Source organism: Rhodoferax sp. (assembly GCF_034520025.1).
Taxonomy (GTDB): domain Bacteria; phylum Pseudomonadota; class Gammaproteobacteria; order Burkholderiales; family Burkholderiaceae_C; genus Allorhodoferax.
In genome coordinates this window covers 207,848-232,648 of the sequence record NZ_JAXHNZ010000001.1, presented here as the reverse complement: position 1 = coordinate 232,648, position 24,801 = coordinate 207,848, and the positions used below count along the sequence as shown (strand labels likewise).

Below are 24,801 nucleotides of genomic sequence, written 5' to 3'. Positions count from 1 at the left end.
GTGCAGGAGTCGCTATGTCCCAGTCTGCCCGTTCCACCGCGTTCACCCCCGTGCCCCCGCGTTTGCCCACGCCCTATCGTGCGGAGGACGCCATCGTGTCCCACCATTTGCAGGTCTTGGAAGGCGCGCTCGACTGGGCCCACGCCGCCCGCTCTGCCGAACCTTGGGTCCAAGCCGTGCGCGACAACCCGCCCCCCTTCTGGGCGATGGAGAGCCTGCTCAAGGAATATCCCATCTCCAGCGCCGAGGGCCTGGCCCTGATGCGCCTGGCCGAAGCCCTGTTGCGCGTGCCCGATGCCGAAACCGCTATTGCGCTGACCACCGACCAACTGGGCCGTGCCGACTTTGAGGCCAGCGGCGACAAGGTGCTGGCCCGCCTGTCCAGCACCGCCATTGCCCTGTCCAAGCACTTTTTGCCGGATGCACAGAACGAGCCCGGCATGATGGCCAAGCTCGGCGCCCGCACCGTGGTGGCAGCCACTTTGCGTGCCGTGCAGTTGCTGGGTCGCCAGTTTGTGCTCGGCCAGACCATGCCGGAGGCGATGAAAGAGGCCGACGCCACCCGCAAAAAAGCCAATGTGCGCGTTCCGGCGCCGGGCCGCCCCAAGGCGGAACACGCCCCCGTGGGGGGCAGCGACCCGCAAAGCGGTGGAGCGGGGGGGCTTAGGTTCAGCTACGACATGCTGGGCGAGGGCGCCCGCACCGACAAGGATGCGCTGCGCTACCTGAAGAGCTATGCAGACGCTATTGAATTCATAGCTACTCGCGCAAACAAGACGGGCGCTCTTGCCGAAAACGACGGTATTTCCATCAAGCTCAGCGCCCTGTACCCGCGCTATGAAGACGCACACCGCCAGGCGGTGCTGGACGAGCTGGTGCCCCGCGTCTGGACGCTGTGCGAGGCCGCCGCTGCCGCCAACATCAACCTCACTATCGACGCTGAAGAGGTGGACCGCCTAGAGCTGTCGCTCGAAGTGCTGGAAGCCCTGCTGGTGAAAGTGTCGGCGCACTGCCCGCAGTGGGCGGGGCTGGGGCTGGCCATGCAGGCTTACCAGACCCGCGCGCTGGAGCTGATCGAGCACGTCACCGCGCTGGCACGCAAATACCAAATCAAGCTGATGTGCCGCTTGGTCAAGGGCGCGTACTGGGACGCAGAAGTCAAACGCGCCCAAGAGCTGGGCCTGCCGCACTACCCCGTGTTCACCCACAAGCACCACACCGATGTGTCGTACCTAGCCTGCGCCCGCGCGCTGCTGGCGGTGCCGGATGCGATTTACCCCCAGTTCGCCGGCCACAACGCCGGCACCATTGCCGCCATCCTGCAAATGGGCGCCAAAACCGGCGCGCCCTTTGAGTTGCAGCGCCTGCACGGCATGGGCGAGGGCATCTTCCGCGAGGTGCTCAAAAACCCGCTGGTTGCTTGCCGCGTCTACGCCCCGGTGGGCGCCCACAAAGACTTGCTGGCTTATCTGGTGCGCCGCTTGCTCGAGAACGGCGCCAACTCTAGCTTTGTGCACCAGCTTGCCGACGAATCGGTGGGCATGGGCGAGCTGTTGATTTCGCCTTTGCGCCTCGAGCTACACCCCAGCCTGCCCCTGCCGGCCGACCTGTTCGGCAAGCACCCCGGCAGCCGCGCCAACAGCACCGGCCTGGACCTGACCGTTGCCGCCATGCGCGACCCACTCTTGGCCGCGTTGCAGGCCGCCCCTGTGCCGGTGGTGGCTGAGTTTGATGTAAAAAACATCCCTGGAGCTTATACGAGCTGCGCGAGCAGCTATCAAAAGTGGAGCAAGGTTCCGGTGGAAGAGCGTGCTGCCACCCTGCGCCGTGCCGCTGATGCACTGCAAACCGCTATGCCGCAGTTCTGCGCGCTCTTGGTAAAAGAAGCCTTCAAGACTTGGGGCGACGCGGTCAGTGAAGTGCGTGAGGCGGTGGACTTTTTGCGCTACTACGCCGACGAGGCGCAGCGCATCATGCAGCCGATCAACTGCCCCGTCGTTGCCAATGCGCAAATGGGTTACCAGTACGGCGTGACCGGCGAGACCAATACCCTGCGTTTGACTGCGCGGGGCGTGTGGGTGTGCATCAGCCCTTGGAACTTCCCGCTGGCCATCTTCATGGGCCAGGTCGCAGCCGCACTGGCCACGGGCAACACCGTGTTGGCCAAGCCCGCCGAGCAAACACCGGGCGTGGCCAAAGCCGCGGTGGATTTGATGGTGGCTTCTGGTGTGCCGGCTGACGCGCTGCAGCTCTTACACGGCGCCGGAGAGACCGTGGGCGCCGCCTTGGTGGCGCAGCCCGGCGTGGCCGGTGTGGTGTTCACCGGCTCCACCCAGGTGGCCAAGATCATTCAGTGCGCGCTGGCTGCGAAAGACGGCCCACGCGGACCGGATGGGCCGCCAGCGCCCATGGTCCCGCTGATTGCCGAAACCGGTGGCATCAACGCCATGCTGGTCGACAGCAGCGCGCTGCCCGAGCAGGTGGTGGACGCGGTGGTGATGAGCGCCTTCCGCTCCGCCGGCCAGCGCTGCTCCGCGCTGCGCCTGCTGGTGGTGCACAGCGCAATTGCCGATGGCGTGATCGAGATGCTGCAGGGTGCAGCGCAAGAGCTGCAGGTGGGTAACCCGGCCGACCTGGCCACCGACCTCGGCCCGGTGATTGACCGCGAGGCCTTTGACAACATCCAACGCCACATCGCACGTCTGAATAATGAATCAAAAGTGCTTCTAGCGCCCGCACAATCTGCGCAAGCAGCTACTGAATCCATAGCAAACCTGATTGCTCCGCACGCCTTTGAGGTGGAAAGCATTGCGCAAGTGAAGGCCGAAATCTTCGGCCCCGTACTGCAAGTGGTGCGCTGGGACGGTAACCCCGAGGACGTGATTGCTCAGATCAACGCGCTGGGCTACGGCTTGACACTCGGCATCCAGACCCGCATCGACAGCCGCGCCCAGGCGCTGGCCGCTGCGGCCCATGTGGGCAACATCTACATCAACCGCAACATGATTGGCGCAGTGGTGGGTGTGCAGCCCTTTGGTGGTGAAGGGTTGAGTGGCACTGGCCCCAAAGCCGGAGGGCCGCATTATCTGTACCGCTTTTGTGCGGAGCAAACCGTCACTGTCAACACCACCGCAGCGGGTGGCAATGCCGCCTTGCTGGCAGGCATGCACTGATCGGTACCGTACGTTCCCGCGTCGATAGTTAAAGCAGGCGTGGGAGAGCGGAGGGCCATGAAGCACCGCCCCCGACGCGCTCCTATCAAGCGGTATGCGCCGTCACGCTCCGGCGCAGCAAGCTCCGCAGCTTGGCGGGCTGAATAGGTTTCTTCAAGAGCGTCAGGCCGGCGCGGTGGGCCTGGTACTTCACGTCTTCCTCCAGATCGCCGGTGATCAGGCAGGCCGGGATGTCGGATTGCGCGGCGTCCCGCAGCTCCAGAATCGCTTCGATGCCGGTCAGGTTGTCGCGCAACCGGTAGTCGCTGATGATGAAGTCAGGCCAGTTGCCGTTTGCAGCGGCGTCCAGCGCTTCTTGGCCGCTTTCAAACCAGGTGACGTCGCAGCCCCACGATTGCAGCAGGCCTTGCAGCGCCTCCCCGCCCATTTGGTTGTCTTCAATCAGCCAGATGGCCGTGCCATGGACATCATGGGCCACGGTTTGCTGAGCGACCGGGGGCTGTTCGGTCAAAGCCGGGCGCAAGGTCGTGCTGTTCGCGGTGACAGAAAAACGGCTGCCGCAACCCAAATGGGAGCGCAAGATCAGCGTGTGGCCCAGCAGCCGGCAGGTGCGGTCCACCATGCTCAGGCCCAGGCCCAGGCCTTTGGCGCGATCTCGCTCGGGGTTCTCGACCTGGAAAAACTCTTCAAACACCGTGGTGTGCAAGTTCCGGTCGATGCCGATGCCGCTGTCCCACACCTGGATACAGGCTTGCTGGCCGCCGCCTGCAGGCCGGCAGCTGACCAGCACGGTTCCGCAGGGGGTGTATTCGATCGCATTGGCGATCAAATTCAGCAGCACCCGCTGCAAGAGTATCGGGTCGCTGATGATCCAGGTCGACGTGGGGCGTATCCGCAGGCGCAGGCCTTTGCTGTTGGCGGTTTCTGAGAACAGCACCCGCATTTGGTTGAACAGCGCATTCACATTGACCGGGCACAAGGGGCTGTCGGTGGAGTTGGCCTCCAAGCGCGAATAGTCAAACAGCACATCCAGCAACTCTTGCAAGGCTTGTGCAGAGGCTTCGACACCTTGCACCAGATCAGGGTAGTGCTCGGCGGTTTGTGTGCCATCCATACGGCGGTTGTGCATTTGGCTCAAGCGGGCCACAAATATCCCCAGCGCATGTGCCGGTTGTCGCAAGTCATGGCTTGCCGCTGCCAAAAAGCGGGACTTGGCCACATAGGCCGCCTCGACCCGGTCATTGGCCAGACGCAGTTCCCGGTTGTTGGTTTCCGACTGTTGCAGCGCCCGGTTTTTGGTGCTCTCGAAAATCTGGGTCAGCAAAAACAGCAGCAGCACAAAGCCAAACAGGCTGCAGCTGAAAAAGACGTGGGTGAGCTCGGTGTTGTAGTTGCGCGGTACCGTGATGCCGATCAGCGGCAGCAAGCCGAAGACGGACACCGCCCCGAGCGTCATCAGGAGCCAGAACACCGTCCTGCTAGTGAAGCCGAACAGCAGGGTGGCCGCTATCGGGGCGAGTGCCACCCACACAATCACCGGAGATTGCACTCCGCCCGTTTGTTGTATCACGGCGCAGACGGCTAGAAAACAAATAGTGGTTTGGGTGGTGGCCAAGCGGTTGTAGGTGCTGTGACTGTCGATGCTGCCCAGCCGCAGCTGGTTGAGCATTAGCAATAAGCCGTTGCCCAACATGATCCACACGCCCGTGAAAAACCCCATTAGCCAGTTGAACCCGGCATAGAGGCAACAGGCCAGTGCCACTGCGGAGCCGAAATAGCTCAGCAGCTGGACCCGCTCGGGGTCTAGCATCGGGGTTTGCGTTTGGCTCACGCGGGGTCTGAACCTATGAAGTCTGGGACATGGGGCTTGCCATCCAGTACCTGGCGCACCGCCTCGCGGATGGCGCTCAGTCCGCTGGATTTGGGGCAATAGCCGTTGGCGCCCGCTTGAAAGGCTGCATGGTAGTCGGCCGGGTCTTCAGAACCTGCGACCACCAGCACGGGCAAGGCCTTCTGCATCTGGCGAATCTGGCGGATGGTCGGGAGACCGCCCAATGGCTGCATTTCCAGATCGATCAGTACCGCTTTGATGCGCGGATACCGCTCCAAGAGCTCCAGTCCGTGGGCCCCGTCAGTGGCTTCGAGCACCTCCACCCCGGGTTGGAGTTGCCGCAACGCGGCGACCAAGCCTTGGCGCACGATCGGATGGTCATCTATGACGAGCAGTTGCATCCGCAGAGTGTAGTCTCATGTTTTTGGAGTGATAGATGCCACCCAAAGGCCAACCGGTTACAAAATGTGTCGCATGGCCCTGACCGACCATGCCGGCCCGTTTATCAGGCGACAGGGATTTCATGTAATTGGTAAAAACTTTCTATTTGTTATAGTTGGTTTCTGCATTCAAGGAGTTGTCATGGCGATCGAAACCCAACGGACCAGTACGGAAGCCCTCGCCCAGCTGGGCGACAAGGTGTTGTTGTCGGCCATCGTGTTATCGGCGGTGGTATCCGTCGCGCTCGGCCTGTCATTTGTAGACAGTGGGCTGGCGATCACCGCCACGGTAGTGCTTTTGGGGATCGCGTTCGGCGTGTTTGCGGTCGCCCGCTACACCGTACTCAGCCGGTTTGTGCTCGCGTTTGTGCTGGTCTCTTTTGTGGCGCTGCACATACAGCTTGCGAGGGGCATGGAGGAAATGCACTTCGGCGTGTTTGTTTCCTTGGCCCTCTTTTTGACCTACCGCGACTGGCGGGTCATTGTCTTCGGTGCAGTGCTGTACGCGCTGCACCACTTTGTGTTTGATGCACTGCAGGCAGCCGGCTATGGTTTTTATTGCATTGCCGAGGCCAACTTTGGCCGGGTGGTGATCCATTCGGTGTACGTGGTCATTCAGGCTAGCGTGCAGACCGTCATGGCGATCAACATGGCACGTGCCGGCCGGGAGGGCGACGAGTTGCGGGTGCTGGTGGCCCAGGTGAATCGAGAGAACACCATCGACCTCAATGTGCACGACATTCCCACCAGCACCCGTGGCGGCACCATGCTCCGTGAAACGCTGGCGCGCATGGATGCCGCAGTTGCGGCGGTGCGCAGCAGCACGGGCAGCATCGATATCGCCTGTGACGAAATTGCGACGGGCAATGAAGATCTCAGCAACCGGACCGAGCAAACCGCCGCCAACCTGCAGCGCACGGCCAGCACCATGTCTCAGCTCACAGGTGCCATGGCCCAGTCGGCCGAAAGTGCCCGTCAGGCCAATGCACTCGCCATGACTGCAAGCACCACGGCGGCCCGCGGTGGCGAGGTGGTGAGCGAAGTGGTGCTCACCATGCAAGGTATCAATGAAGCGAGCCGCAAGATCAGCGACATCATCGGAGTCATTGATGGCATTGCATTCCAGACCAATATCCTGGCGCTGAACGCCGCAGTAGAGGCCGCCCGCGCTGGCGAGCAAGGGCGTGGTTTTGCGGTGGTTGCCAGTGAAGTCCGGAGCTTGGCCGGCAGATCCGCCGAGGCCGCCAAAGAAATCAAGACCCTGATCAGCACCAGTGTGGACCGTGTGGAGCAAGGCACTACCCTCGTGGATAAAGCCGGCGAAACCATGACTGAAGTGGTGAGCAGCATCCGTCGGGTGACAGACATCATGGGCGAGATCAGCGCCGCCAGCGCAGCCCAGTCCGAAGGCGTGAACGAAGTCGGCGAGGCCGTTGCCCAGATGGACCAGGCCACTCAGCAAAATGCATCTTTGGTCGAGGAAATGGCCGCTGCCGCCGGTAGTCTGCGCCAACAGGCTCAGGACTTGGTGCGCACCGTCGCGGTGTTTCACCGATAGCCCCAGCAGACGTAGTGCCTGCCGCCCTGCGCGGCTGGCGGCTTGGGCACCTTGGGGCATGATGGGAGCCTTTCTACTTCCTCCGTCTGACTGATGCCCGGCAACCGCTCTGTACCGCACCGCTTCTCCAACTCGGACCCGCAGGTCCAGCTGGGTAACTTTCCGTGGTACGAGATGTTGTGGCGCACATTGCGCGGTGATTTCAAGCCGCTTCGCGCGCCAGATCAAGGCTACGCCGCTTTTGAAGCCGCGTGGACCGTACCCGTCAACCATGAGGCCTTGCGGCAAGCGCCGGAGTCACCACAGGTGACTTGGCTGGGCCATGTGACCGTGTTGCTGCAAGTCGCGGGGTTGAATGTCTTGATGGACCCTACGCTGGCGGAGTTCGCCGGCCCGGGGGGCAGGGTCGGTGCCCGCCGCCGCGTGAAGGCACCGCTGACGCCTGCGCAGCTGCCTCGCATTGATCTGGTGTTGATCTCCCATAACCATTACGACCATTTGTGCGATGCCACGATCCGTGGGTTGTTAGCCGCCGGTCAAACGCCGCGCTTTATCGTGCCTAAGGGGCTGAAAGCCTGGTTTGACCAACGCGGCATTTCCCGGGTGCATGAGCTGGATTGGTGGGAATCGCTCGATGTCGCAGAGGGTATCCGGGTGCATTTCACGCCGGCCCAACACTGGAGCCGGCGCACTCCGTGGGACACCAATGCGTCGTTGTGGGGAGGCTATTGCCTCGAGTGGCATGCAGCGCCCGCGGTGCCTTGGCGGTTTTTGTTCCCCGGTGACACCGGCTACAGCCAGGACTTTCAAGCGATCCGCCAGCGGATCGGGCGTATGGATTTTGTGGCGCTCCCCATTGGGGCCTACTTGCCGCGCGACTTCATGAAACCGATGCACGTGAATCCGGCCGATGCGGTGCAGATGCTGCTGGACCAGGACGCACCCCTCGCCATGGGCGTGCATTGGGGCACCTTTATGCTGACCCAAGAGGCATTCGACCAGCCCCCACGGGACCTTGCGGCGGCTCTGGCCGAGCGCAATCTCTCCCCCGGGCACGTGTGGCTGATGCGGCATGGCGAGACCCGCGCCATACCGCTACCAGCAGCCGACGGGATCGCGGCTTAAACCACGCGCGGTTTTACTTTTGAGGCAGCCAGCTTGGCGTTGCTGCGTGCAGTGTCGGTGTCCTCGGCCCGCGCCAGCGCGACCCCCATGCGTCGCTTGGTAAAGCTCTCGGGTTTGCCGAACAAGCGCAGGTCGGTGCCGGGTATGGCCAAGGCCTCGTCTACGCCGTCAAACACCATACCCTGTGCATCCGCACCACCATAAATCACAGCACTGGCGCCCGGATTGCGCAGCGAGGTATCGGCCGGCAAGCCCAGAATGGCGCGGGCATGCAACTCAAATTCGCTCTGGTGCTGGGTGCACAAGGTCACCAAGCCGGTGTCGTGGGGGCGGGGGCTGACCTCGCTGAACCAGACCTCTTCGCCTTTGACAAACAACTCCACCCCAAACAGGCCTTGCCCGCCCAGGTTGTCGGTCACGGCCTTAGAGACCTCGCGGGCGCGCTCAAGGGCGGCCGCGTGCATCTGCATGGGCTGCCAGCTCTCCACATAGTCACCACTGACCTGCACGTGACCGATGGGGTCGCAAAAGCTGGTGACGATCTGGCCATCAGCGCCGACCGAGCGCACAGTGAGCTGGGTGATTTCGTAATCGAAATCGATAAACCCTTCCACAATAACCCGGCCATGGCTGACGCGGCCGCCGGCCATGGCGTAGTCCCAAGCTTTTTGGACATCTGCCGGGCCGTCAATTTTGCTTTGGCCTTTGCCGGAGCTGCTCATGACCGGTTTGACGATGCAGGGGTAGCCGATGCCTTGCCCGTTTTCACCATCGATTGCCGCTTGCAATTCGGCCAGCGAGTCACAAAACTGGTAAGGGCTGGTGGGCAGACCCAAAGTTTCTGCTGCCAAGCGGCGGATGCCTTCGCGGTCCATCGTCAAACGGGCAGCCCGGGCGGTGGGTATGACCCGCACCGTGCCTGCGGCCTCAAGCTCTTCGAGCATGGGGGTGGCAATCGCTTCAATTTCCGGCACAACCAGCATGGGGCGCTCGGCTTCGATCAGTGCCTTGAGTTGCGCGGGATCGCTCATGGTGATCGTGCGCGCGTGGTGGGCCACTTGCTGGCCCGGCGCGTTGTCATAGCGATCCACGGCGATGGTCTCGACCCCCAAGCGTTGCAGTGCAATCAACACTTCTTTGCCCAATTCACCGCTGCCGAGCAGCATTACTTTGGTCGCATGGGGGGAGAGAGGCGTTCCGAGTGTGGTCATGGTCAAGAGGGGGTAAAGATGGTTAGGGTGCGATTGTCGGTGTGAACAGGGCAGGTTCGGTGGAGGACTGGATTTTGAAACCAAAAACCCTTATGCGCTCATGGGAATGCGCGGGTTTTATGCTTTTTTCATTAAATCCATTAAATTTGAATACATTTAAGTTGCGTCTGATGTCGGTCGCTGAATTGGAGTCCCTATGCAGCAAAGTTCCTGGTTTTCTCGCTTAGGCGTGGGTAGCAAGCTCTCTCTGAGCTTGATGGCAATGGTGAGTGCGTTTGTTGCCCTGCTCGTGATAAGCATCGGTGTGACCTTGGTCCGGGTGGTGGAGTCCCGTGCCAGCGACGAGGTGTCTGAGAAAACCAAACTCATTGTGTCGTTGGTAGAGGCGTCGGATAGCGATTTGCGGAGCCGCACCGTGGCGCTTGCCAAAACCTTGGATGCCCGCCTGGGAGGCGGCTTTGAGCTGACCGGACAAAGTATCGACATTGCGGGCAAACCGACGCCAGCACTGGCCTTGGGCGGCAAAGTTGTCAACATGGATTTCAGTGTGGTGGATCAGTTCACCGAGGCCACCGGGGCGGTCGCGACCATCTTTGCGGCATCGGGCCCGGACTTTGTCCGGGTGAGCACCTCCCTCAAAAACGACAAGGGTGAACGTGTAGTCGGTACCTTGTTGGACCGGGCGCACCCTGGCTACAAAGCGGTCATTGAGGGCGGGACCTATGCCGGCCCGGCGACGCTTTTCGGACGCCAGTACATGACCCACTATGAGCCGATCAAAGATGCTGCCGGCAAAGTGGTTGGTTTGGCTTTTGTGGGTATGGACTTCAGCAACTTTCTGAAGCAACTTAAAGACACCATCCGTGCGATGAAAGTCGGTGAAACCGGCTATTTTTATGTGCTGGACGCCCGCACAGGCCCTAATTTGGGCAACCTGATTGTTCACCCGGCCCAAGAGGGCAAAAACATTCTGGATTCCAAAGACTCCAGTGGCCGTGAGTTCATCAAAGAAATCCTTGAGCAAAAGAACGGGACTATCCGTTACCCCTGGAGAAATGCGGAGCTCGGCGACGCCTCAGCGCGCGAGAAGGTAGTGGCCTTCAGCCACTTGAAGTCTCTCAACTGGGTGATCGCTGGCGGTGCCTATGTGGATGAGTTCACTGCAGAGGTGCGTCAAATTCGAAACATCTTTGGTGCGGCGGGCGTGGGCATGGTGCTGTTAACGGCCGTTGTGTTGTTTGTGATGGTGAAGCGTTTGGTAACGACGCCCTTGCAGCAGGTGCAGCTCGCCGCCAGCCAGATCGCCAGCGGTGACTTGACAGTGCAGATCAAGGCCCAGAGCCAGGATGAAATCGGGCGCCTAGTCGAAGCAATCAACCAAATCGGCTCAGGCTTGGCTGGCGTCGTGTCATCGGTGCGAGAGGGGTCTGAGAGTGTGGCCAATGCCAGCTCCGAAATTGCTCAAGGGAACCACGATTTGTCGATGCGCACCGAGCAGCAAGCCAGCGCGCTGCAGCAGACGGCCAGCAGCATGGCCACCCTAAGCAGTACCGTGAATCACAACGTGGACAACGCCCGCCACGCTAACCAGTTGGCAGTAAACGCCTCCGACGTGGCCTTGCGCGGTGGCCAGGTGATGGACCAAGTGGTGGAGACCATGAAGGGCATCAACCAGTCTTCGGCGCGGATTGCCGACATCATCGGTGTGATCGATGGCATCGCCTTCCAAACCAACATCTTGGCTTTGAATGCTGCCGTTGAAGCTGCGCGCGCTGGTGAGCAGGGCCGTGGCTTTGCGGTGGTGGCCAGCGAGGTTCGCTCACTGGCAGGCCGAAGCGCCGAGGCGGCCAAAGAGATCAAGGGCCTGATTGATGACAGCGTCGGACGTGTGGAGCAGGGCACCAAGCTCGTGAACCAGGCGGGTGAGACGATGACCGAGGTAGTGGCGTCCATCCGGCGGGTGAACGACATCATGGGCGAGATTACGGCGGCGAGCTCCGAGCAGAGCGCCGGTGTGCACCAAGTGAGCGACGCGGTGAACCAGATGGACCAGACCACCCAACAGAACGCCGCACTGGTCGAGCAAATGGCCGCTGCAGCAAGCAGCTTGCGCAATCAGGCTGGCGAGTTGGTCAACACCGTGGCCGTGTTCCGGACCGGCAACGATGCCGGTCACGCGTCCACCCGCTTACTTTCGCATTAAGGTACTTTTTCCGAACAGAGACTCGATCAAATCCACCGCCACTTCGGCGGTGCGATTGCGCTCATCGAGCGCGGGGTTCAGTTCGAATACGTCCAAGCTTGCCATGCGCCCGGTGTCTGCAATCATTTCCATGCAGAGCTGCGCTTCGCGGTAGGTGGGGCCACCCCGCACGGTGGTGCCTACGCCGGGTGCGATGTCGGGGTCCAGAAAGTCGACATCAAAGCTCACATGCAGATGGGTGTAGCTGTCCATCAGCGCGAGGGCCAGCTCTATGGCGGAGCGCATGCCCATCTCGTCGATGTAGCGCATGTCGAACACTTCAATGTTCTGCTCGTGCACGAAGCGCTTTTCACCTTCATCCACGCGACGGATACCGATTTGCCGCACCCACTTGGGCGAGATGGCCGGCACTTGTCCGCCGATCTCGATCAGCTCTTGCGGGCCAAAACCGCACAGGCAGGCCACCGGCATGCCATGGATGTTGCCGCTCGGGGTGAGCGTGTTGGTATTGAAGTCGGCATGGGCGTCCAGCCACAGTACCCGCAGCTTTTTGCCGGTGTCGCGGCAGTGGCGAGCCACGGCGCTGATCGAGCCGATACCCAGGCAGTGGTCTCCGCCCAGCACGATGGGCATGCGCCCGTCTTGCAACTCCGCGTATACCGCGTCATGCAGGCTGCGGTTCCACGCAGTCACTTCAGGCAAATGGCGATAACCGTTGACAGGGGGCTGCCACGGGTTGTTGGGCCCGCTGAGGTTGCCGGTGTCACGGACCTCGAGTCCGTGACTCTGCAAAACGTGGTGAATGCCCGCCACCCGCAAGGCCTCAGGCCCCATGCTGGCGCCGCGGCTGCCGGCGCCGATGTCGGTTGGAGCGCCAATCAGGCTGATGAGTCGGTTCATGGTGTTTGCAGTTGGAAAACAGGGAGCCGCTCGCCGACCAGCAGGCCGCGAGCGTTGCGAATTTCGGCGGCACGCCACGGCTTCAAAGCGGCGCGCTGCGCGTCGTCGAGCCAGCCGAGTTGGTCGAGCACCTCCACACTGGCCGCAAACAGGGCGGGCTTGTTGCCATCGATGATCTTGAGGGCAAAAGCCTCGCCCCGACTTTTGCTGCCCACCACCTGCACACCATCTGCACCGACCTTGCTCACCCAGTCGCCTCTGCCCACGCGCATGAAGTCCAGGTCGTTACGCCCTGTGCCGCTCACCATCTCGGGGTAGGCGGTCATGGCTTCGCTCAAGAGTGCAAAGCTGTCACCAAACTCGGCATCCTGCGCGCCACTAGCCAAGCGCGCATAGCCGGTCGCCAGTTTAGAAAGGGGCATCGCAAAGTTGGGCGCAGAGCATCCGTCAATGCCGCGCGGCATGTCTTGCACGTCCATGCCGACGGCGCGGGCCACATCGCGGGCAATGGCTTGCTGCAGCGGATGGTCGGGGGCGGTGTAGTCGTCCAATGGCAAGTCATGCTGCACGCAATAGGCTACAAAGCCGGCGTGCTTGCCGCTGCAGTTGTTGTGGGCCTCGGTGTAGGTGGCGCCCTCGGGGGCGCCTTTGTCAAAGTAGGTGAACAGCAGTGGCACATGGCAGCCGCAGCGTAGGGTTTGGTAGGTGTTGCCCGATTTGCCCAACATGCTTACGGCTGCATCCACATGCATGGTTTCGCCGTTGTGGCTGGCGCAGAGCAGGGCGTTTTCAGACTGGGTGAAGCCGAAAGTCGCGGGGCCACCCGCTTCGACAAAAGGCAGGGCTTGCAGCGCCTTCAGGGTGGACCGGGTAAAGGTCACCAAGTGCGGGTCACCGGCAAAGGCCGTCAGTTGGCCGAGGCGGTTGGTCACAGCGACCGCGCCGAAATGCAGGCACTCGGGGGTGCCGCCGCGGGTAAGTTGGATCAGGGGTGTGAGGTTCAAGTGCGTGTCTCTCCTGCACACGAGCGTATCCGAATTTGCGCATTCCCTTGCTCGGGCTGTCTATACTGAAACGCTATCTACATTGCCAACCTCTGCATAGCCCATGCTTACCTCCGAACAGAAAATCCGCTACGCGGAAGACGGCTACCTGATCCTCCGCGACTTCAAATCCAAGGCCGAGATTGCAGCCCTGCGCGCGCGGGCAGAAGCCATCGTGGACGCCTTTGACCCGGCGGAGAGCCGCACCATCTTCACCACCAATGAGCAGGCGCGCAAGGTGGACCATTACTTTTTGAACTCGGCCGATCGCATCAGCTGCTTTTTCGAAGAAGAGGCGTTCGATGCAGCCGGTGCTTTGCGGCAGGCCAAGGCGCTCTCGATCAACAAAATCGGCCATGCCATGCACGACAAGGACCCGGTGTTCGAAGCCTTTTCGCACGGACCTGCGTTGGCAGAGTTGGCGGCCGATCTCGGGCTGACCCAGCCGCAAGTCTGGCAGTCGATGTACATCTTCAAGCAACCCGGCATCGGTGGCGAAGTGGGCTGGCACCAGGACGCCACCTTTTTTGACACCACTCCGATCAGCGTGACCACCTTCTGGTTCGCCCTCGAAGACGCCACTTTGAGCAACGGTTGCCTGTGGACCGAGCCCGGAGGCCACCGGGGCCCCCGGGGCGTGTTACGGGAGCGCTTTGAGCGCCACGGGGATGTGGTCACTATGAACAAGCTCGATGCCACGCCGTGGCCAGCCAGCAATGTCAATGCGGTGCCCCTCGAGGTTCAGGCCGGCGCTTTGGTGGTGTTCCATGGCTTGCTGCCGCACTACAGTGCACCGAACCGCTCTGCTGTCTCCCGCCATGCCTACACCCTGCATGTGACCGACGCGAGCACCACCTATGCCGCGAGTAACTGGCTGCAGCGCAGCGCAGCGGACCCGGTGCGGGGTTTTGTGGTTTGAATGCTATGTAATTCATAGCTGCTGGCGCATTATTTACAAGGGCTAGCTGCCTGTTTGGCTTGTTTTTAGAGCCGCAGCGCTCCGCGAGCCGGGCGGTAAGCGCAACACCATGTTGCAAAACACCGCCAATTAGCGCTTTTCAAGCCGCGGCGGCTGTGCGACATTTGGCTCTTGCGTGTGTCAGGAGGGCCCGATGAACCACCCAGTCTTTGCAGTTGCCCTGTGCGCCAGCTTGACGAGCCAGGCCTTTGGCCAGGAGGCCATCTCCCTGACTCGCCTGCCCTCGGGTGCGGCCCCTTCGCTCAATCAATCGGACCGCAGTTTGCTCGACGAGGCGGTGGCGGAGCGCAAGTCGATCGGCCTGCTACTGCACAACACCGTGGTGGCCTTTGATACCCGGTATGACGGTACTCACAAAAAGATAGGGGTGGCCTTGACCTCGTTCAGCAACAGCCCCTTGGAGCTGGCCTACGACCCCACGGGCAAAAGCCTGATCGCCCAATGGCGCTCGGTCTACACCACGGCGGCCGGTCAGTCTTTTCAGTACCAAGCGTTTGTGGGCGAGTCCGGGGCGATCAACTTCGTTGTCAGTTCGAAGTTCTGATTCCCTCGCTAAAAACGTGGCAGGTCGGGGTGTTTGAGCTTGCCGCCGCGCACCAGCTCTTTGCCGTATTCGGCGCAGCGCTGCAACGTGGGAATGACCTTGCCCGGGTTGAGTAGCCCCTGCGGGTCGAAGGCGGCCTTCAGTGCAAACATCTGGGCGTTTTCTTCGGCGCTGAACTGCACGCACATGCTGTTGAGCTTCTCGATCCCCACGCCATGCTCGCCAGTTACCGTGCCGCCCATGGCCACGCTGGCCTCCAGAATTTCGGCGCCAAACAGCTCGCAACGGCGTAGCTGGTCAGGGTCGTTCGCATCAAACAAGATCAGCGGGTGCAGGTTGCCGTCGCCGGCATGGAACACGTTGGCGCAGCGCAGTTGGTATTTCTTCTCCATCTCGGCAATCGCCAGCAGGATGTCGGCCAGTCGCGCGCGAGGAATCGTGCTGTCCATGCACATGTAGTCGGGGCTGATGCGGCCGCTGGCGGGGAAGGCGTTTTTGCGCCCGCTCCAGAAGCGCAGGCGTTCGGCCTCGCTGTTGCTCACTGCAATGCCGGTGGCGCCGGCGGCGCGCAGCACCTCGCTCATGCGGCCGATTTCTTCTTCCACCTCTTCGGGTGTGCCGTCGCTCTCACAGAGCAGAATCGCTTCGGCGCTCAGGTCATAGCCCGCGTGCACAAAGTCTTCCACCGCGGCGGTCATGGGCTTGTCCATCATTTCCAGCCCGGCGGGGATGATGCCGGCGGCAATCACCGCAGCCACCGCATCGCCCGCTTTGCGCAGGTCGTCAAAACTGGCCATGATGCAGCGGGCCAGTTGGGGCTTGGGCACCAGCTTGACGGTGACCTCGGTGGTCACGGCCAGCATGCCCTCGCTGCCGACCACCACGCTCATCAGGTCGTAGCCGGGCGCATCGAGCGCATCGCCACCAAATTCGATGGGTTCACCTTCCATGGTGAAGCCGCGCACCTTGAGCACGTTGTGCAGCGTCAGGCCGTATTTCAGGCAGTGCACGCCGCCGGAGTTCTCGGCTACGTTGCCGCCAATCGTGCAGGCAATCTGGCTGCTGGGGTCCGGCGCGTAATACAAACCGTAAGGGGCGGCCGCTTCGCTGATGGCCAGGTTGCGCACGCCGCACTGCACCACCGCCGTGCGGCTGCGCTTGTCCACTTTCAGAATCTTGTTGAACTTGGCCAGCGAGAGCGTCACGCCCATGGCATGGGGCATGGCACCACCGGACAAGCCGGTGCCCGCGCCGCGCGCCACCACTGGCACATTCAAGCCGTGGCACACCCGCAGCACTGCCGCCACTTGGTCTTCGGTTTCCGGCAGGGCCACCAGCAAGGGGCGCTGGCGGTAGGCGGTCAGGCCGTCGCACTCATAGGGCGTGGTGTCTTCCGTTTGGTAGAGCAGGGCGTGCTTGGGTAAATGAGCCTCCAGCGCAGGCAATATCTGCGTGAGTAGCTCTCTTTTTTGTAGCATTTTCCGGGCGGTTGGATCTAGTGGGGCGTTCATGGGGGCTATCCGGTGCTGAAAGGGCGGTGTCGTGGAACCTCACTCTAAAAGAAAGCGGAGCCCCGTGGTGTGAAGAAACTTGCAGCGCTGTGTGAAAAAGGTCCCCGTAGGGACCTCCGGGGCGACTAACCCACCGCTTTTTTGAGCCACTCGGCAAAGGCCGCCACTTCCCAGCGGTCCATGGCGCCGGTGCGCCAGCACAGGTAGTGCGCGTGGGGGCTGGGTGCATTGTGGGCATACAACCGCACCAGCGAGCCGTTGTCCAGCCAGGGTGCACCCAGCTTGAGGCGGATCAGGCCCACGCCCATGCCGGCGGCGGCTCCATCGCACATGAGGCCGATGTCGTTGAACTGCGAGCCCTCCACCGGCTCCGGCCAGTCCAGCCCGTTAGCGGCAAACCAGGTGCGCCAGGGCTCCAGCGGGCTGCGCAACAGGGGCAGGTTGGCCAGGTCTTGCGGCGTCTCAAACGGGCCGTGCTCCCGCACAAAAGCGGGTGAGGCCAAGGGCGTGATCTCGTCCTTCATGAGGCACACATGCTCCATGTCGGCATAGCGGCCGGCGCCGAAGCGCACCATCAGGTCGGCATCTTCAGCCACCACATCCAGCAAGGGGATGGACACCTGCAGCGTCAGGTCGATTTCGGGGTAGGCGTCGGTGAACTGGCGCAGCCGCGGGATCAGGATGGAGCGCGAAAACGTGGGTGTGACCGCCAAGCGGAGTTTGCGCTTGCCCGGTGCCGCAGCCGCGCTGGGGAACTTTTGCAGGATGGCAAGGCCTTCGCGCACATGGGCCAGGTATTCGCTGCCCTCGGTGGTCAGCGAAAAGTCTGCCCGGCCGAACAGCTTGGTGCCGATGATTTGCTCCAGCTGCCGCACCCGGTGGCTCACGGCGCTGGGGGTGACAAACAACTCTTCTGCCGCCAGGGTGACCGAGCGCAGGCGCGCCAGGGCTTCAAAGGTCAACAGGCACTGAATCGGGGGGATGCGGGAGGCGCTCATGGCGGGGATGATGCCACTGAACCCTTGCGCCATTCCACCCCTTCAAAGAGTCGCACCCCCGCACAGCCAGCTTGCGGCAAGGTTCACCCGTTAGGATTCCGTATCCCCTGCCATGCACGGTCCCCGCTTTGATGGCTTGTTTGCTATATTTTTAGTAGCTGTTTGCGCATATTCCGCGGGCGCTAATGCTTGATTTGGTATTAAAGACTTTGAAGAAAACCGACTCATCGACCCGGCCACCTGCTGTGAAATCCAAGCCAGCGGCTGCGCGCCTGCGTAAGCTGCCTGTGCCTGAGCTGACACCGGTAGAGCCTGTAGATACCAGCTACTTGCGCACCTTGGTGGGCTACAACGCCCGCCGCGCGTCCCTTGCGATCATTGAGTCTTTCATGGTGCGTATGGCGCCCTATGACCTGAAGGTGGTGGACTTCTCGGTGCTCTCCCTGGTGGCCCACAACCCGGGCATTACGTCCCGCCAGTTGTGCGCGGCGCTCAACGTGCTGCCGCCCAACTTGGTAGGCCTGATTGCCACCCTGGAGCGGCGTGGCCTGATCGAACGCCTGCCCCACCCGAGTGACGGCCGGGCCATGGGGGTGCACCTCACGCCCCAAGGCGTTGAGCTGATGATGCAGGCCGAGCAAACGGCATTCGATCTGGAGATGGATGCCACCTCCCGCCTGACGGACGCAGAGCGCAAAACCCTGATCCGCCTGCTGCAAAAGGTCTACACCCCGGCCGGCTGAGCGCTGCTTTACTCGCCAGCTACCGCCGTGGGGTCCAAGCGCAGCAGACGCACCGCGTTGTCTTTCAGGATGCCGGGCATTACCTCGGGCTTGAAGCCTGCTTCTTGGAAGTCTTTCATCCAGCGCTCCGGGGTGATGAGCGGGTAATCCGAGCCGAACAAGACACGGTCTTTGAGCAAGGTGTTGGCGTATTGCACCAGTTGCTTGGGAAAGTATTTGGGGCTCCAGCCGGAGAGGTCGATCCACACATTGGGCTTGTGGGTGGCCACGCTCAAGGCCTCGTCTTGCCAGGGGAAGCTGGGGTGGGCCATGACGATTTGCATGTCCGGGAAGTCGATGGCCACATCGTCCAGGTGCATCGGGTTGCTGTACTCCAGCCGTAGCCCGCCGCCGCAGCGCATACCGCTGCCGATGCCACTGTGGCCGGTATGAAAAATGGCGGGCATGCCGTATTCGGCAATTACCTCGTAGATGGGCCAGGCCATCTTGTCGTAGGGGTGGTAAGCCTGCACCGTGGGGTGGAACTTGAAGCCCTTGATGCCGTGCTCCTCGATCAGCTTGCGCGCCTCGCGCGCGCCCATCTTGCCTTTGTGCGGGTCGATGCTGGCAAAGGCCGTCATCATGTCGCTATTGGCTTTGGCGGCTTCGGCGATCTCTTCATTGGGAATGCGGCGACGGCCCATTTTGGACTCCGCGTCCACGGTGAACATGACCAAGCCGATTTTCTGTTCGCGGTAATACGCCACGGTTTCTGCAATTGTGGGGCGTCGCCCGTTTTTGAAGTACTTGTCGGCGGCGCGGTCGTACTCCTCGCCGTAGTTGTCAAACGGGTTCCAGCAACTCACTTCTGCGTGGGTGTGGATATCGATAGCGCGCAGGTTTTTGTAGTCCATGGTTGTCTCCTGTTAGTTGTCTTTGGACGCACGGTGGCAGCCTCCCTGACTGCGGGCTTCCGGGGAAGAGAGCCAAGGGAAACTACTTAGAAAAAGTACGTTCAAGTGACTTGATTTGGTTATTAACTATAACCAAAATCAGGTCATGATGAAAACTTTTACGCAACACCCCGAACTCCATTTCGAACGCCTCGGCGAGGAACAGGAAGTGGCGGTGATCCGCCTGACCCGTGGCGCCAAGCGCAATGCCTTGAATGACGGACTCATCCTCGCGCTGCGCAATCTGTTCGAAAACATGCCCGATGGCGTGCGATCCGCTGTGATCGCCGGTGAGGGGCCCCATTTCTGCGCCGGTCTGGACTTGAGTGAGCTCAAAGAGCGTGATGCCGGACAGGGCTTGCACCATTCCCGCATGTGGCATGCCGCGTTGGAGCGTGTGCAATACGGCCCCGTTCCGGTGATTGCAGCTCTGCAAGGCGCTGTGGTCGGCGGCGGCTTGGAGTTGGCAAGCGCTTGCCACATTCGTGTGGCGGATGCTTCTGCGTTCTATGCCTTGCCGGAGGGCTCCCGCGGGATTTTTGTGGGTGGCGGCGGTGCGGTGCGCATTCCCAAATTGATCGGTGCAGCCCGCATGACCGACATGATGCTCACCGGCCGTGTGTACAACGCGCAGGATGGCGAGCGAATCGGTCTTGCGCAGTATCTGGTGCCAGAGGGCACTGCATTTGACAAAGCGGTGGAACTGGCCGTGCGGGTTGCGCAGAACGCACCGCTGACGAACTACGCCTTGATGCACGCCTTGCCGCGGATTGCAGAGCAGCCGGCCGACCAAGGTTTCTTCACCGAGGCCATGATGGCGGCCATCGCCCAGAGCGCACCGGAAGCCAAGACCCGTCTGAACGACTTTTTGGAAGGCCGTGCCGCCAAGGTGCGCAAGCAGGACTGAGGCCATGAGCGACATGCAACTCTCCACCCCGCGTTTCCGGGAAACCAAATTCGGCGTCACCCGCATCACCGTCACCGACGGCGCGCCTGGCGTTCGCTATTTGCAAGCCGATCTGGCATTGGGCGCCTACGCCCGCCGGATTGCGGACTACCTCGTGCATTGGGCGGAGATCACGCCGGAGCAAACCTTTCTGGCCCGGCGCCAGCAGATGCCGGATGGCTCGACTGGAGAGTGGCAGCACATCACTTATGCGCAAGCGCTGGAAAGCGCCCGCAGCATCGGGCAGGCGCTGTTGGAGCGGGGTTTGAGCTCGGAACGGCCAGTCGTCATCCTGAGCGAGAACAGCCTCGAGCACGCCATGATGGCGCTGGGTTGCCTGTATGCCGGCGTGCCCTATTGTCCGGTGTCACCTGCCTATGCCACCGTAAGCCAGGATTACGAGAAGCTGCGCCATGTGATGGATACCCTGACCCCGGGGCTGGTCTTCGTGGCAGATGCAAGCCGCTATGGCGCAGGCGTTGCCGCCACGGTCGGGCCTGATGTAGAGGTGGTGGCTGCATCTGGGCAGATGCAAGACCGGGTGGCAACTTCTTATGCGTCCCTGTTGGCCACGACGGCTACGCCTGCGGTAGACGCAGCCATGCACGCCACCGGCCCGGGCACCATCGTGAAGTTCTTGTTCACCAGCGGTTCCACCAAGCTGCCCAAGCCGGTCATTAATACCCAGCGCATGTGGTGTGCCAACCTGCAGCAGATATCCCTGTCGCTGCCCGTGTTTGCCGAAGCGCCGCCGGTGTTGGTGGACTGGCTGCCTTGGAATCACACGTTTGGTGGCAACCACAACTTCGGGCTTACGCTGCAACACGGCGGCACGCTCTACATCGACGACGGCAAGCCTACGCCGGCCCTGATCGGGGAGACACTTCGTAACCTGCGCGAGATCGCACCAACGGTGTATTTCAACGTGCCCACCGGCTTCGAGATGATTGCATCTGCCATGGAGTCTGATGCGCAGTTGCGCACGACCCTGCTGTCGCGCTTGAAGGTGTTCTTCTATTCCGGTGCAGGGTTGTCTCAGGCCGTCTGGGACAAGCTCCACGCTATCCAGGAGTCCGCCATCGGCGAGCGCATTGTGATGGCCACTGGCTTGGGCATGACTGAGTCATCGCCCTCCGCGATGTTTGTCAACAGCCCGGATGTGGCCTCTGGCGATATTGGCGTCCCAGTGCCGGGCATGACGCTCAAGTTGGTCGACGTGGATGGCAAAACCGAGGTGCGCTACCGCGGGCCCAACGTGACCCCCGGCTATTGGCGCACCGAAGCGGCCACGCGGGATGCGTTTGATGAGGAAGGCTATCTGTGCACTGGCGATGCGGTGAAGTGGATCAGCGAGTCTGATATCCACCGTGGTCTGCGCTTTGATGGCCGAATCGCGGAGGACTTCAAGCTTTCTACGGGTACCTTTGTCAGCGTGGGCCCCATGCGCGCCAAGATCGTGGTGTCGGGCGCGCCCTACATCCAAGACGCGGTGATTACCGGACTGAACCGCCACGAAGTCGGGGCGCTGCTGTTCTTGTCTGCCGCTTGCCGTGATGTCGCGAGCCTTCCGGCGGATGCGCCTTGGGCGGATGTGGTCCAGAGTGCGCCAGTGCGCCAGCGCATAGAGGCCGTTATCGACCAGCTGGCCCGCGAAGCCACAGGCAGTGCCAGCCGCATTGCCCGCGCATTGCTGATGGTGGAACCACCGTCCGCCGAAAAAGGCGAGATCACAGACAAGGGCTCGCTGAACCAACGGGCTGTCTTGAAACACCGCCACACCTTGGTTGAGGGGCTGCACGACGACGCCCTGCCTTTCATCATCAAACCCAAAGCCTGAGTGCGCCTCAGCCCAGGAAAAAGACATGCATATTCAAGGACAAACCGCACTGGTGACCGGTGCAGCATCGGGTTTAGGTGAGGCGACTGCCCGCGAGCTGGCCAAACTGGGCGCGAAAGTCGCTGTGCTGGACATCAATGAAGCACAAGCAGAAACCGTGGCGTCCGCGATCCGGGCAGAGTTCGGTGAGGACCGTGCCATCGCGCTGCGTTGCGACATCACGCAGACCGGCAGCGTGCAAGCTGCTTTAGATGCATCCGAACGCGCCTTGGGTGCCGCGCGCATCCTGATGAACGTAGCCGGCATCGGCAGCGCCAAGCGCGTGGTGCAGCGGGATGGAACAGCAGCGCCCTTGGAGGACTTTGCGCGTGTGGTGTCTATCAACCTCATAGGCGCGTACAACATAAGCCGTTTGTTCGCAGCAGCGTGCAGCAAGTTGGCCCCTTTGGAGAACGGCGAGCGTGGCGTGATGATGTTCACGGCATCGGTCGCCGCGTTTGATGGCCAAGTGGGCCAGCAGGCCTACAGCGCATCCAAAGGCGGTCTGGTCGGCATGACGCTGCCCATGGCCCGAGACCTTGCGCAGCATGCGATTCGGGTGTGCACGGTAGCCCCCGGCTTATTTGCTACGCCTTTGATGAATGAGTTGCCGGAGGCCGTGCAGCAGTCCCTGGCCGCCAGCATCCCCTTTCCGCCCCGTTTGGGTAAGCCGCAAGAGTTCGCTGAACTGGCCTGCCACATCGTGACCAATGGACACCTCAATGGCGAGGTGATCCGGCTCGATGGCGCGCTGCGCATGGCGCCGCGCTAACTCCCCATCATTTCTTTCCCTGTGCAACCTGCCAATTAAAAATAGGAGACAACCATGTTCACTCGCAGGCAACTCATTCAGGTCTTGGGCAGCAGCGCTGCTTTGGGCGCGCTGGTTCCACTCACTGCGCAAGCGCAGGTAGACCAAGTCAAGGTGTACTTCGGTTTCCCGCCGGGCAGTTCCGGCGACACCGTCGCGCGGCGGGTCGCGGAAAAGTGGGCGGGTACGCCCTTCAGTAAAAACGCAGGCATTGTTGAAAACAAGCCCGGCGCTGGCGGTCGTATCGCCCTCGAGGCCCTCAAAAGCGCGCCGGCCGATGGCTCTGTGCTGGCGCTCTCGCAGGTGTCAGCGCTTGCGAACTATCCGCACATCTTCAACAAGATGCCCTATACCGACAAAGACTTTGCCCCTGTCTCCATCGCAGCCATCATGCACCACGGCCTGGCCGTGGGCCCCATGGTGCCTGCCAATGTCCGGACAGTGAAGGATTTCCTGGCGTGGGCCAAGGCCAACCCCAAAGACGCGAGTTACGGTTCGCCCGGTGCGGGCTCCACACCGCATTTCATTGGCGCTTTGCTGGGCATCAACAGCGGCGTGGACCTCCGGCATGTGCCCTATCGCGGCTCGGTGCCCGGCGTGACCGATCTGGTGGGTGGTCAAGTGGCCGCCATGGTGACGCCGCACGGCGACTACCTGGCCAATTACAAGGCGGGCAAGTTGCGCATTCTGGCGACCTCCGGTCCCAACCGCTCGCCCTACGCACCCGAGGTCCCCACTTTTGCAGAGCAGGGCTTCCCGGAGCTGACGACCGAAGAGTGGTTCGGTTTCTATGCGCCTGCAAATACTCCGAAGTCAGTGGTGATGGCTGCCAATACGGCGATCAACGCAGCCTTGAAAGAAAAATCGGTCATCGATAGCTTGGCGCTGGTCGGCTTGATTCCCCGCGGCTCCACGCCTGAAGAGCAAGCCCGCTGGCAAAAATCAGAGTTCGATACCTGGGGGCCCTTGATCAAGAAAATTGGATTCACCGCCGATTCCTGAGATCCGGGAAAGTAGGGGGAAACGCTCTATCGAGAAGAAGAGGCGTCAGTAGAATGGCCCTCTTTTTCTTTCGGGAGTTGTCCTGTGTCTGATGCCCTCGCCGTACTCCCGCAGTACCTACTCCCCAAAAAAGCCCTTACGGCGTTTGCCGGTCTGGTGGCTGGCGCGCGCGGGGGTAAGGCTACAACGGCGCTGATTCGCTGGTTCATCGGCAAATACAAAGTCAACATGGCGGAAGCCGCCAATCCGGACCCCGCTGCGTACCCGACCTTCAACGAGTTTTTTACCCGCGCTTTGAAGCCCGGTGTCCGCCCTCTGGCACACGCACCCTTTGTGTGCCCTGTGGATGGTGCGATCAGCCAGTTCGGTGCGATCGACAAGGACCAGATATTCCAGGCCAAGGGTCACCACTACAGCAGCACGGCCCTGGTGGGTGGTGATGCCGGGTTGGCCGCTCAGTTCGACCACGGCACCTTCGCCACCATCTACCTCAGCCCGCGCGACTACCACCGCATCCACATGCCCTGTGACGGTGAATTGCGCCGCATGATCTATGTGCCGGGCGATCTGTTTTCAGTAAACCCCACGACAGCCCGCGGTGTGCCTGGCCTGTTTGCACGCAACGAGCGGGTGGTCTGCGTGTTCGATTCGCCCCATGGGGAGTTTGTGTTGACCTTGGTGGGAGCCACCGTGGTCGGCAGCATGGCGACCACCTGGCATGGTGTGGTGAATCCCCCCCGTTTGCCACAGGTGACGGAGTGGCACTACGAGCCGGGCAACGTAGTTCTCAAGCAAGGCGATGAGATGGGCCGTTTCTTGCTTGGTTCTACCGTTGTTTTGCTGTTTCGCAAAGATGCGCTGAACTTCAACCCCGAATGGTCGCCCGCCAAACCCGTACAGCTGGGTGAAAGCATGGGTATTTAATCGAGCGGACGGGGCTGAAATTCAGTATCCTGAGTTTTTTGAAACCCCACA

20 protein-coding genes and 1 pseudogene are annotated in these 24,801 nt (G+C 61.5%); 12 read left to right on the top strand and 9 right to left on the bottom strand.

The features are described from left to right. Positions 1 to 14 precede the first annotated feature (14 nt). Positions 15 to 3,173, top strand: a complete 3,159-nt coding sequence (locus U5L73_RS01030) for an L-glutamate gamma-semialdehyde dehydrogenase (RefSeq protein ID WP_322560620.1) — start codon at positions 15 to 17, stop codon at positions 3,171 to 3,173. 85 nt (positions 3,174 to 3,258) lie between these two features. Here the strand turns inward: U5L73_RS01030 and U5L73_RS01025 are convergent, their stop codons facing one another. Both U5L73_RS01025 and U5L73_RS01020 read right to left on the bottom strand, forming a co-directional pair. Further along, the gene (locus U5L73_RS01025) at positions 3,259 to 5,004 is read right to left on the bottom strand and encodes a hybrid sensor histidine kinase/response regulator (RefSeq protein WP_322560619.1); all 1,746 of its coding nucleotides are present in this window, start codon (positions 5,002 to 5,004) and stop codon (positions 3,259 to 3,261) included. After that, positions 5,001 to 5,405: a response regulator transcription factor gene (locus U5L73_RS01020; protein ID WP_322560618.1), complete on the bottom strand. Its 405-nt coding sequence runs from the start codon at positions 5,403 to 5,405 to the stop codon at positions 5,001 to 5,003. The genes U5L73_RS01025 and U5L73_RS01020 overlap by 4 nt, the downstream gene beginning before the upstream one ends. A gap of 181 nt (positions 5,406 to 5,586) precedes the next feature. Here U5L73_RS01020 and U5L73_RS01015 point away from each other — a divergent pair, with 181 nt between their 5' ends. Together U5L73_RS01015 and U5L73_RS01010 are read left to right on the top strand one after the other, a co-directional pair. Next, entirely contained in the window at positions 5,587 to 7,002 is a 1,416-nt protein-coding gene (locus U5L73_RS01015; protein WP_322560617.1) for a methyl-accepting chemotaxis protein, read from the top strand. A gap of 93 nt (positions 7,003 to 7,095) precedes the next feature. Next, a complete protein-coding gene (locus U5L73_RS01010; RefSeq protein WP_322560616.1) occupies positions 7,096 to 8,127 on the top strand; it encodes an MBL fold metallo-hydrolase in 1,032 nt (343 codons plus the stop codon). Here the strand turns inward: U5L73_RS01010 and purT are convergent. After that, complete coding sequence (purT, locus tag U5L73_RS01005; RefSeq protein WP_322560615.1) at positions 8,124 to 9,338, bottom strand: formate-dependent phosphoribosylglycinamide formyltransferase; 1,215 nt, start codon at positions 9,336 to 9,338, stop codon at positions 8,124 to 8,126. The genes U5L73_RS01010 and purT overlap by 4 nt on opposite strands. 196 nt (positions 9,339 to 9,534) lie before the next feature. Between purT and U5L73_RS01000 the strand changes: the two genes are divergently transcribed. Next, positions 9,535 to 11,541, top strand: a complete 2,007-nt coding sequence (locus U5L73_RS01000; protein WP_322560614.1) for a Cache 3/Cache 2 fusion domain-containing protein — start codon at positions 9,535 to 9,537, stop codon at positions 11,539 to 11,541. On the opposite strand, the gene rocF is transcribed toward U5L73_RS01000, so the two are convergent. After that, a complete protein-coding gene (gene rocF, locus U5L73_RS00995; protein ID WP_322560613.1) occupies positions 11,527 to 12,441 on the bottom strand; it encodes an arginase in 915 nt (304 codons plus the stop codon). The genes U5L73_RS01000 and rocF overlap by 15 nt on opposite strands. Continuing rightward, entirely contained in the window at positions 12,438 to 13,445 is a 1,008-nt protein-coding gene (locus tag U5L73_RS00990; protein WP_322560612.1) for an asparaginase, read from the bottom strand. The genes rocF and U5L73_RS00990 overlap by 4 nt, the downstream gene beginning before the upstream one ends. 103 nt (positions 13,446 to 13,548) lie before the next feature. Between U5L73_RS00990 and U5L73_RS00985 the strand changes: the two genes are divergently transcribed. Both U5L73_RS00985 and U5L73_RS00980 read left to right on the top strand, forming a co-directional pair. After that, positions 13,549 to 14,403: a phytanoyl-CoA dioxygenase family protein gene (locus U5L73_RS00985; RefSeq protein WP_322560611.1), complete on the top strand. Its 855-nt coding sequence runs from the start codon at positions 13,549 to 13,551 to the stop codon at positions 14,401 to 14,403. A 193-nt stretch (positions 14,404 to 14,596) separates the two neighbouring features. Beyond that, on the top strand, positions 14,597 to 15,007 hold the full coding sequence (locus tag U5L73_RS00980) for a hypothetical protein (protein ID WP_322560610.1): 411 nt from the start codon (positions 14,597 to 14,599) through the stop codon (positions 15,005 to 15,007). A gap of 8 nt (positions 15,008 to 15,015) precedes the next feature. On the opposite strand, the gene U5L73_RS00975 is transcribed toward U5L73_RS00980, so the two are convergent. Together U5L73_RS00975 and U5L73_RS00970 are read right to left on the bottom strand one after the other, a co-directional pair. After that, complete coding sequence (locus tag U5L73_RS00975; protein ID WP_322560609.1) at positions 15,016 to 16,518, bottom strand: FAD-linked oxidase C-terminal domain-containing protein; 1,503 nt, start codon at positions 16,516 to 16,518, stop codon at positions 15,016 to 15,018. Positions 16,519 to 16,643: 125 nt separating this feature from the next. Then, positions 16,644 to 17,516, bottom strand: a complete 873-nt coding sequence (locus U5L73_RS00970) for a LysR substrate-binding domain-containing protein (protein WP_322561909.1) — start codon at positions 17,514 to 17,516, stop codon at positions 16,644 to 16,646. A gap of 185 nt (positions 17,517 to 17,701) precedes the next feature. Here U5L73_RS00970 and U5L73_RS00965 point away from each other — a divergent pair, with 185 nt between their 5' ends. Next, entirely contained in the window at positions 17,702 to 18,259 is a 558-nt protein-coding gene (locus U5L73_RS00965) for a MarR family winged helix-turn-helix transcriptional regulator (RefSeq protein WP_322560608.1), read from the top strand. 8 nt (positions 18,260 to 18,267) lie between these two features. Here U5L73_RS00965 and U5L73_RS00960 read toward each other — a convergent pair whose 3' ends face one another. Continuing rightward, positions 18,268 to 19,152 carry an amidohydrolase family protein gene (locus U5L73_RS00960; protein ID WP_087495380.1) on the bottom strand — a complete coding sequence of 295 codons (885 nt, stop codon included), beginning with the start codon at positions 19,150 to 19,152 and terminating at the stop codon, positions 18,268 to 18,270. 148 nt (positions 19,153 to 19,300) lie between these two features. On the opposite strand from U5L73_RS00960, the gene U5L73_RS00955 reads away from it, so the two are divergent. The 3 genes from U5L73_RS00955 to U5L73_RS00945 are packed head-to-tail and all read left to right on the top strand — an operon-like array spanning position 19,301 to position 22,785. Beyond that, positions 19,301 to 20,098 (top strand): crotonase/enoyl-CoA hydratase family protein, encoded by a 798-nt coding sequence (locus U5L73_RS00955; protein ID WP_322560607.1) that lies wholly within the window; start codon positions 19,301 to 19,303, stop codon positions 20,096 to 20,098. A 4-nt stretch (positions 20,099 to 20,102) separates the two neighbouring features. After that, complete coding sequence (locus tag U5L73_RS00950; protein ID WP_322560606.1) at positions 20,103 to 21,974, top strand: feruloyl-CoA synthase; 1,872 nt, start codon at positions 20,103 to 20,105, stop codon at positions 21,972 to 21,974. Between the two features lie 25 nt (positions 21,975 to 21,999). Next, complete coding sequence (locus U5L73_RS00945; RefSeq protein ID WP_322560605.1) at positions 22,000 to 22,785, top strand: SDR family NAD(P)-dependent oxidoreductase; 786 nt, start codon at positions 22,000 to 22,002, stop codon at positions 22,783 to 22,785. Between the two features lie 27 nt (positions 22,786 to 22,812). Here the strand turns inward: U5L73_RS00945 and U5L73_RS17270 are convergent. Further along, a pseudogene (locus tag U5L73_RS17270) lies at positions 22,813 to 22,917 on the bottom strand (hypothetical protein); the annotation flags it as partial. Here U5L73_RS17270 and U5L73_RS00940 point away from each other — a divergent pair. Both U5L73_RS00940 and asd read left to right on the top strand, forming a co-directional pair. Beyond that, positions 22,870 to 23,826 carry a Bug family tripartite tricarboxylate transporter substrate binding protein gene (locus U5L73_RS00940; RefSeq protein WP_416221250.1) on the top strand — a complete coding sequence of 319 codons (957 nt, stop codon included), beginning with the start codon at positions 22,870 to 22,872 and terminating at the stop codon, positions 23,824 to 23,826. The pseudogene U5L73_RS17270 and the gene U5L73_RS00940 sit on opposite strands and share 48 nt — an antisense overlap. Positions 23,827 to 23,910: 84 nt before the next feature. Next, the gene (gene asd, locus U5L73_RS00935; protein WP_313874308.1) at positions 23,911 to 24,750 is read left to right on the top strand and encodes an archaetidylserine decarboxylase; all 840 of its coding nucleotides are present in this window, start codon (positions 23,911 to 23,913) and stop codon (positions 24,748 to 24,750) included. Positions 24,751 to 24,801: the final 51 nt, after the last annotated feature.

Coding starts and splice junctions, on each gene's coding strand:
- U5L73_RS00985 (WP_322560611.1), top strand. CDS start 13,549: ATGCTTACCTCCGAACAGAAAATCCGCTACGCGGAAGACGGCTACCTG.
- U5L73_RS00960 (WP_087495380.1), bottom strand. CDS start 19,152: ATGGACTACAAAAACCTGCGCGCTATCGATATCCACACCCACGCAGAA.
- U5L73_RS01015 (WP_322560617.1), top strand. CDS start 5,587: ATGGCGATCGAAACCCAACGGACCAGTACGGAAGCCCTCGCCCAGCTG.
- U5L73_RS00970 (WP_322561909.1), bottom strand. CDS start 17,516: ATGAGCGCCTCCCGCATCCCCCCGATTCAGTGCCTGTTGACCTTTGAA.
- purT (WP_322560615.1), bottom strand. CDS start 9,338: ATGACCACACTCGGAACGCCTCTCTCCCCCCATGCGACCAAAGTAATG.
- U5L73_RS00965 (WP_322560608.1), top strand. CDS start 17,702: ATGCTTGATTTGGTATTAAAGACTTTGAAGAAAACCGACTCATCGACC.
- U5L73_RS01020 (WP_322560618.1), bottom strand. CDS start 5,405: ATGCAACTGCTCGTCATAGATGACCATCCGATCGTGCGCCAAGGCTTG.
- U5L73_RS00945 (WP_322560605.1), top strand. CDS start 22,000: ATGCATATTCAAGGACAAACCGCACTGGTGACCGGTGCAGCATCGGGT.
- U5L73_RS00975 (WP_322560609.1), bottom strand. CDS start 16,518: ATGAACGCCCCACTAGATCCAACCGCCCGGAAAATGCTACAAAAAAGA.
- U5L73_RS00955 (WP_322560607.1), top strand. CDS start 19,301: ATGAAAACTTTTACGCAACACCCCGAACTCCATTTCGAACGCCTCGGC.
- U5L73_RS01000 (WP_322560614.1), top strand. CDS start 9,535: ATGCAGCAAAGTTCCTGGTTTTCTCGCTTAGGCGTGGGTAGCAAGCTC.
- U5L73_RS01010 (WP_322560616.1), top strand. CDS start 7,096: ATGCCCGGCAACCGCTCTGTACCGCACCGCTTCTCCAACTCGGACCCG.
- rocF (WP_322560613.1), bottom strand. CDS start 12,441: ATGAACCGACTCATCAGCCTGATTGGCGCTCCAACCGACATCGGCGCC.
- U5L73_RS00980 (WP_322560610.1), top strand. CDS start 14,597: ATGAACCACCCAGTCTTTGCAGTTGCCCTGTGCGCCAGCTTGACGAGC.
- U5L73_RS01030 (WP_322560620.1), top strand. CDS start 15: ATGTCCCAGTCTGCCCGTTCCACCGCGTTCACCCCCGTGCCCCCGCGT.
- U5L73_RS00950 (WP_322560606.1), top strand. CDS start 20,103: ATGAGCGACATGCAACTCTCCACCCCGCGTTTCCGGGAAACCAAATTC.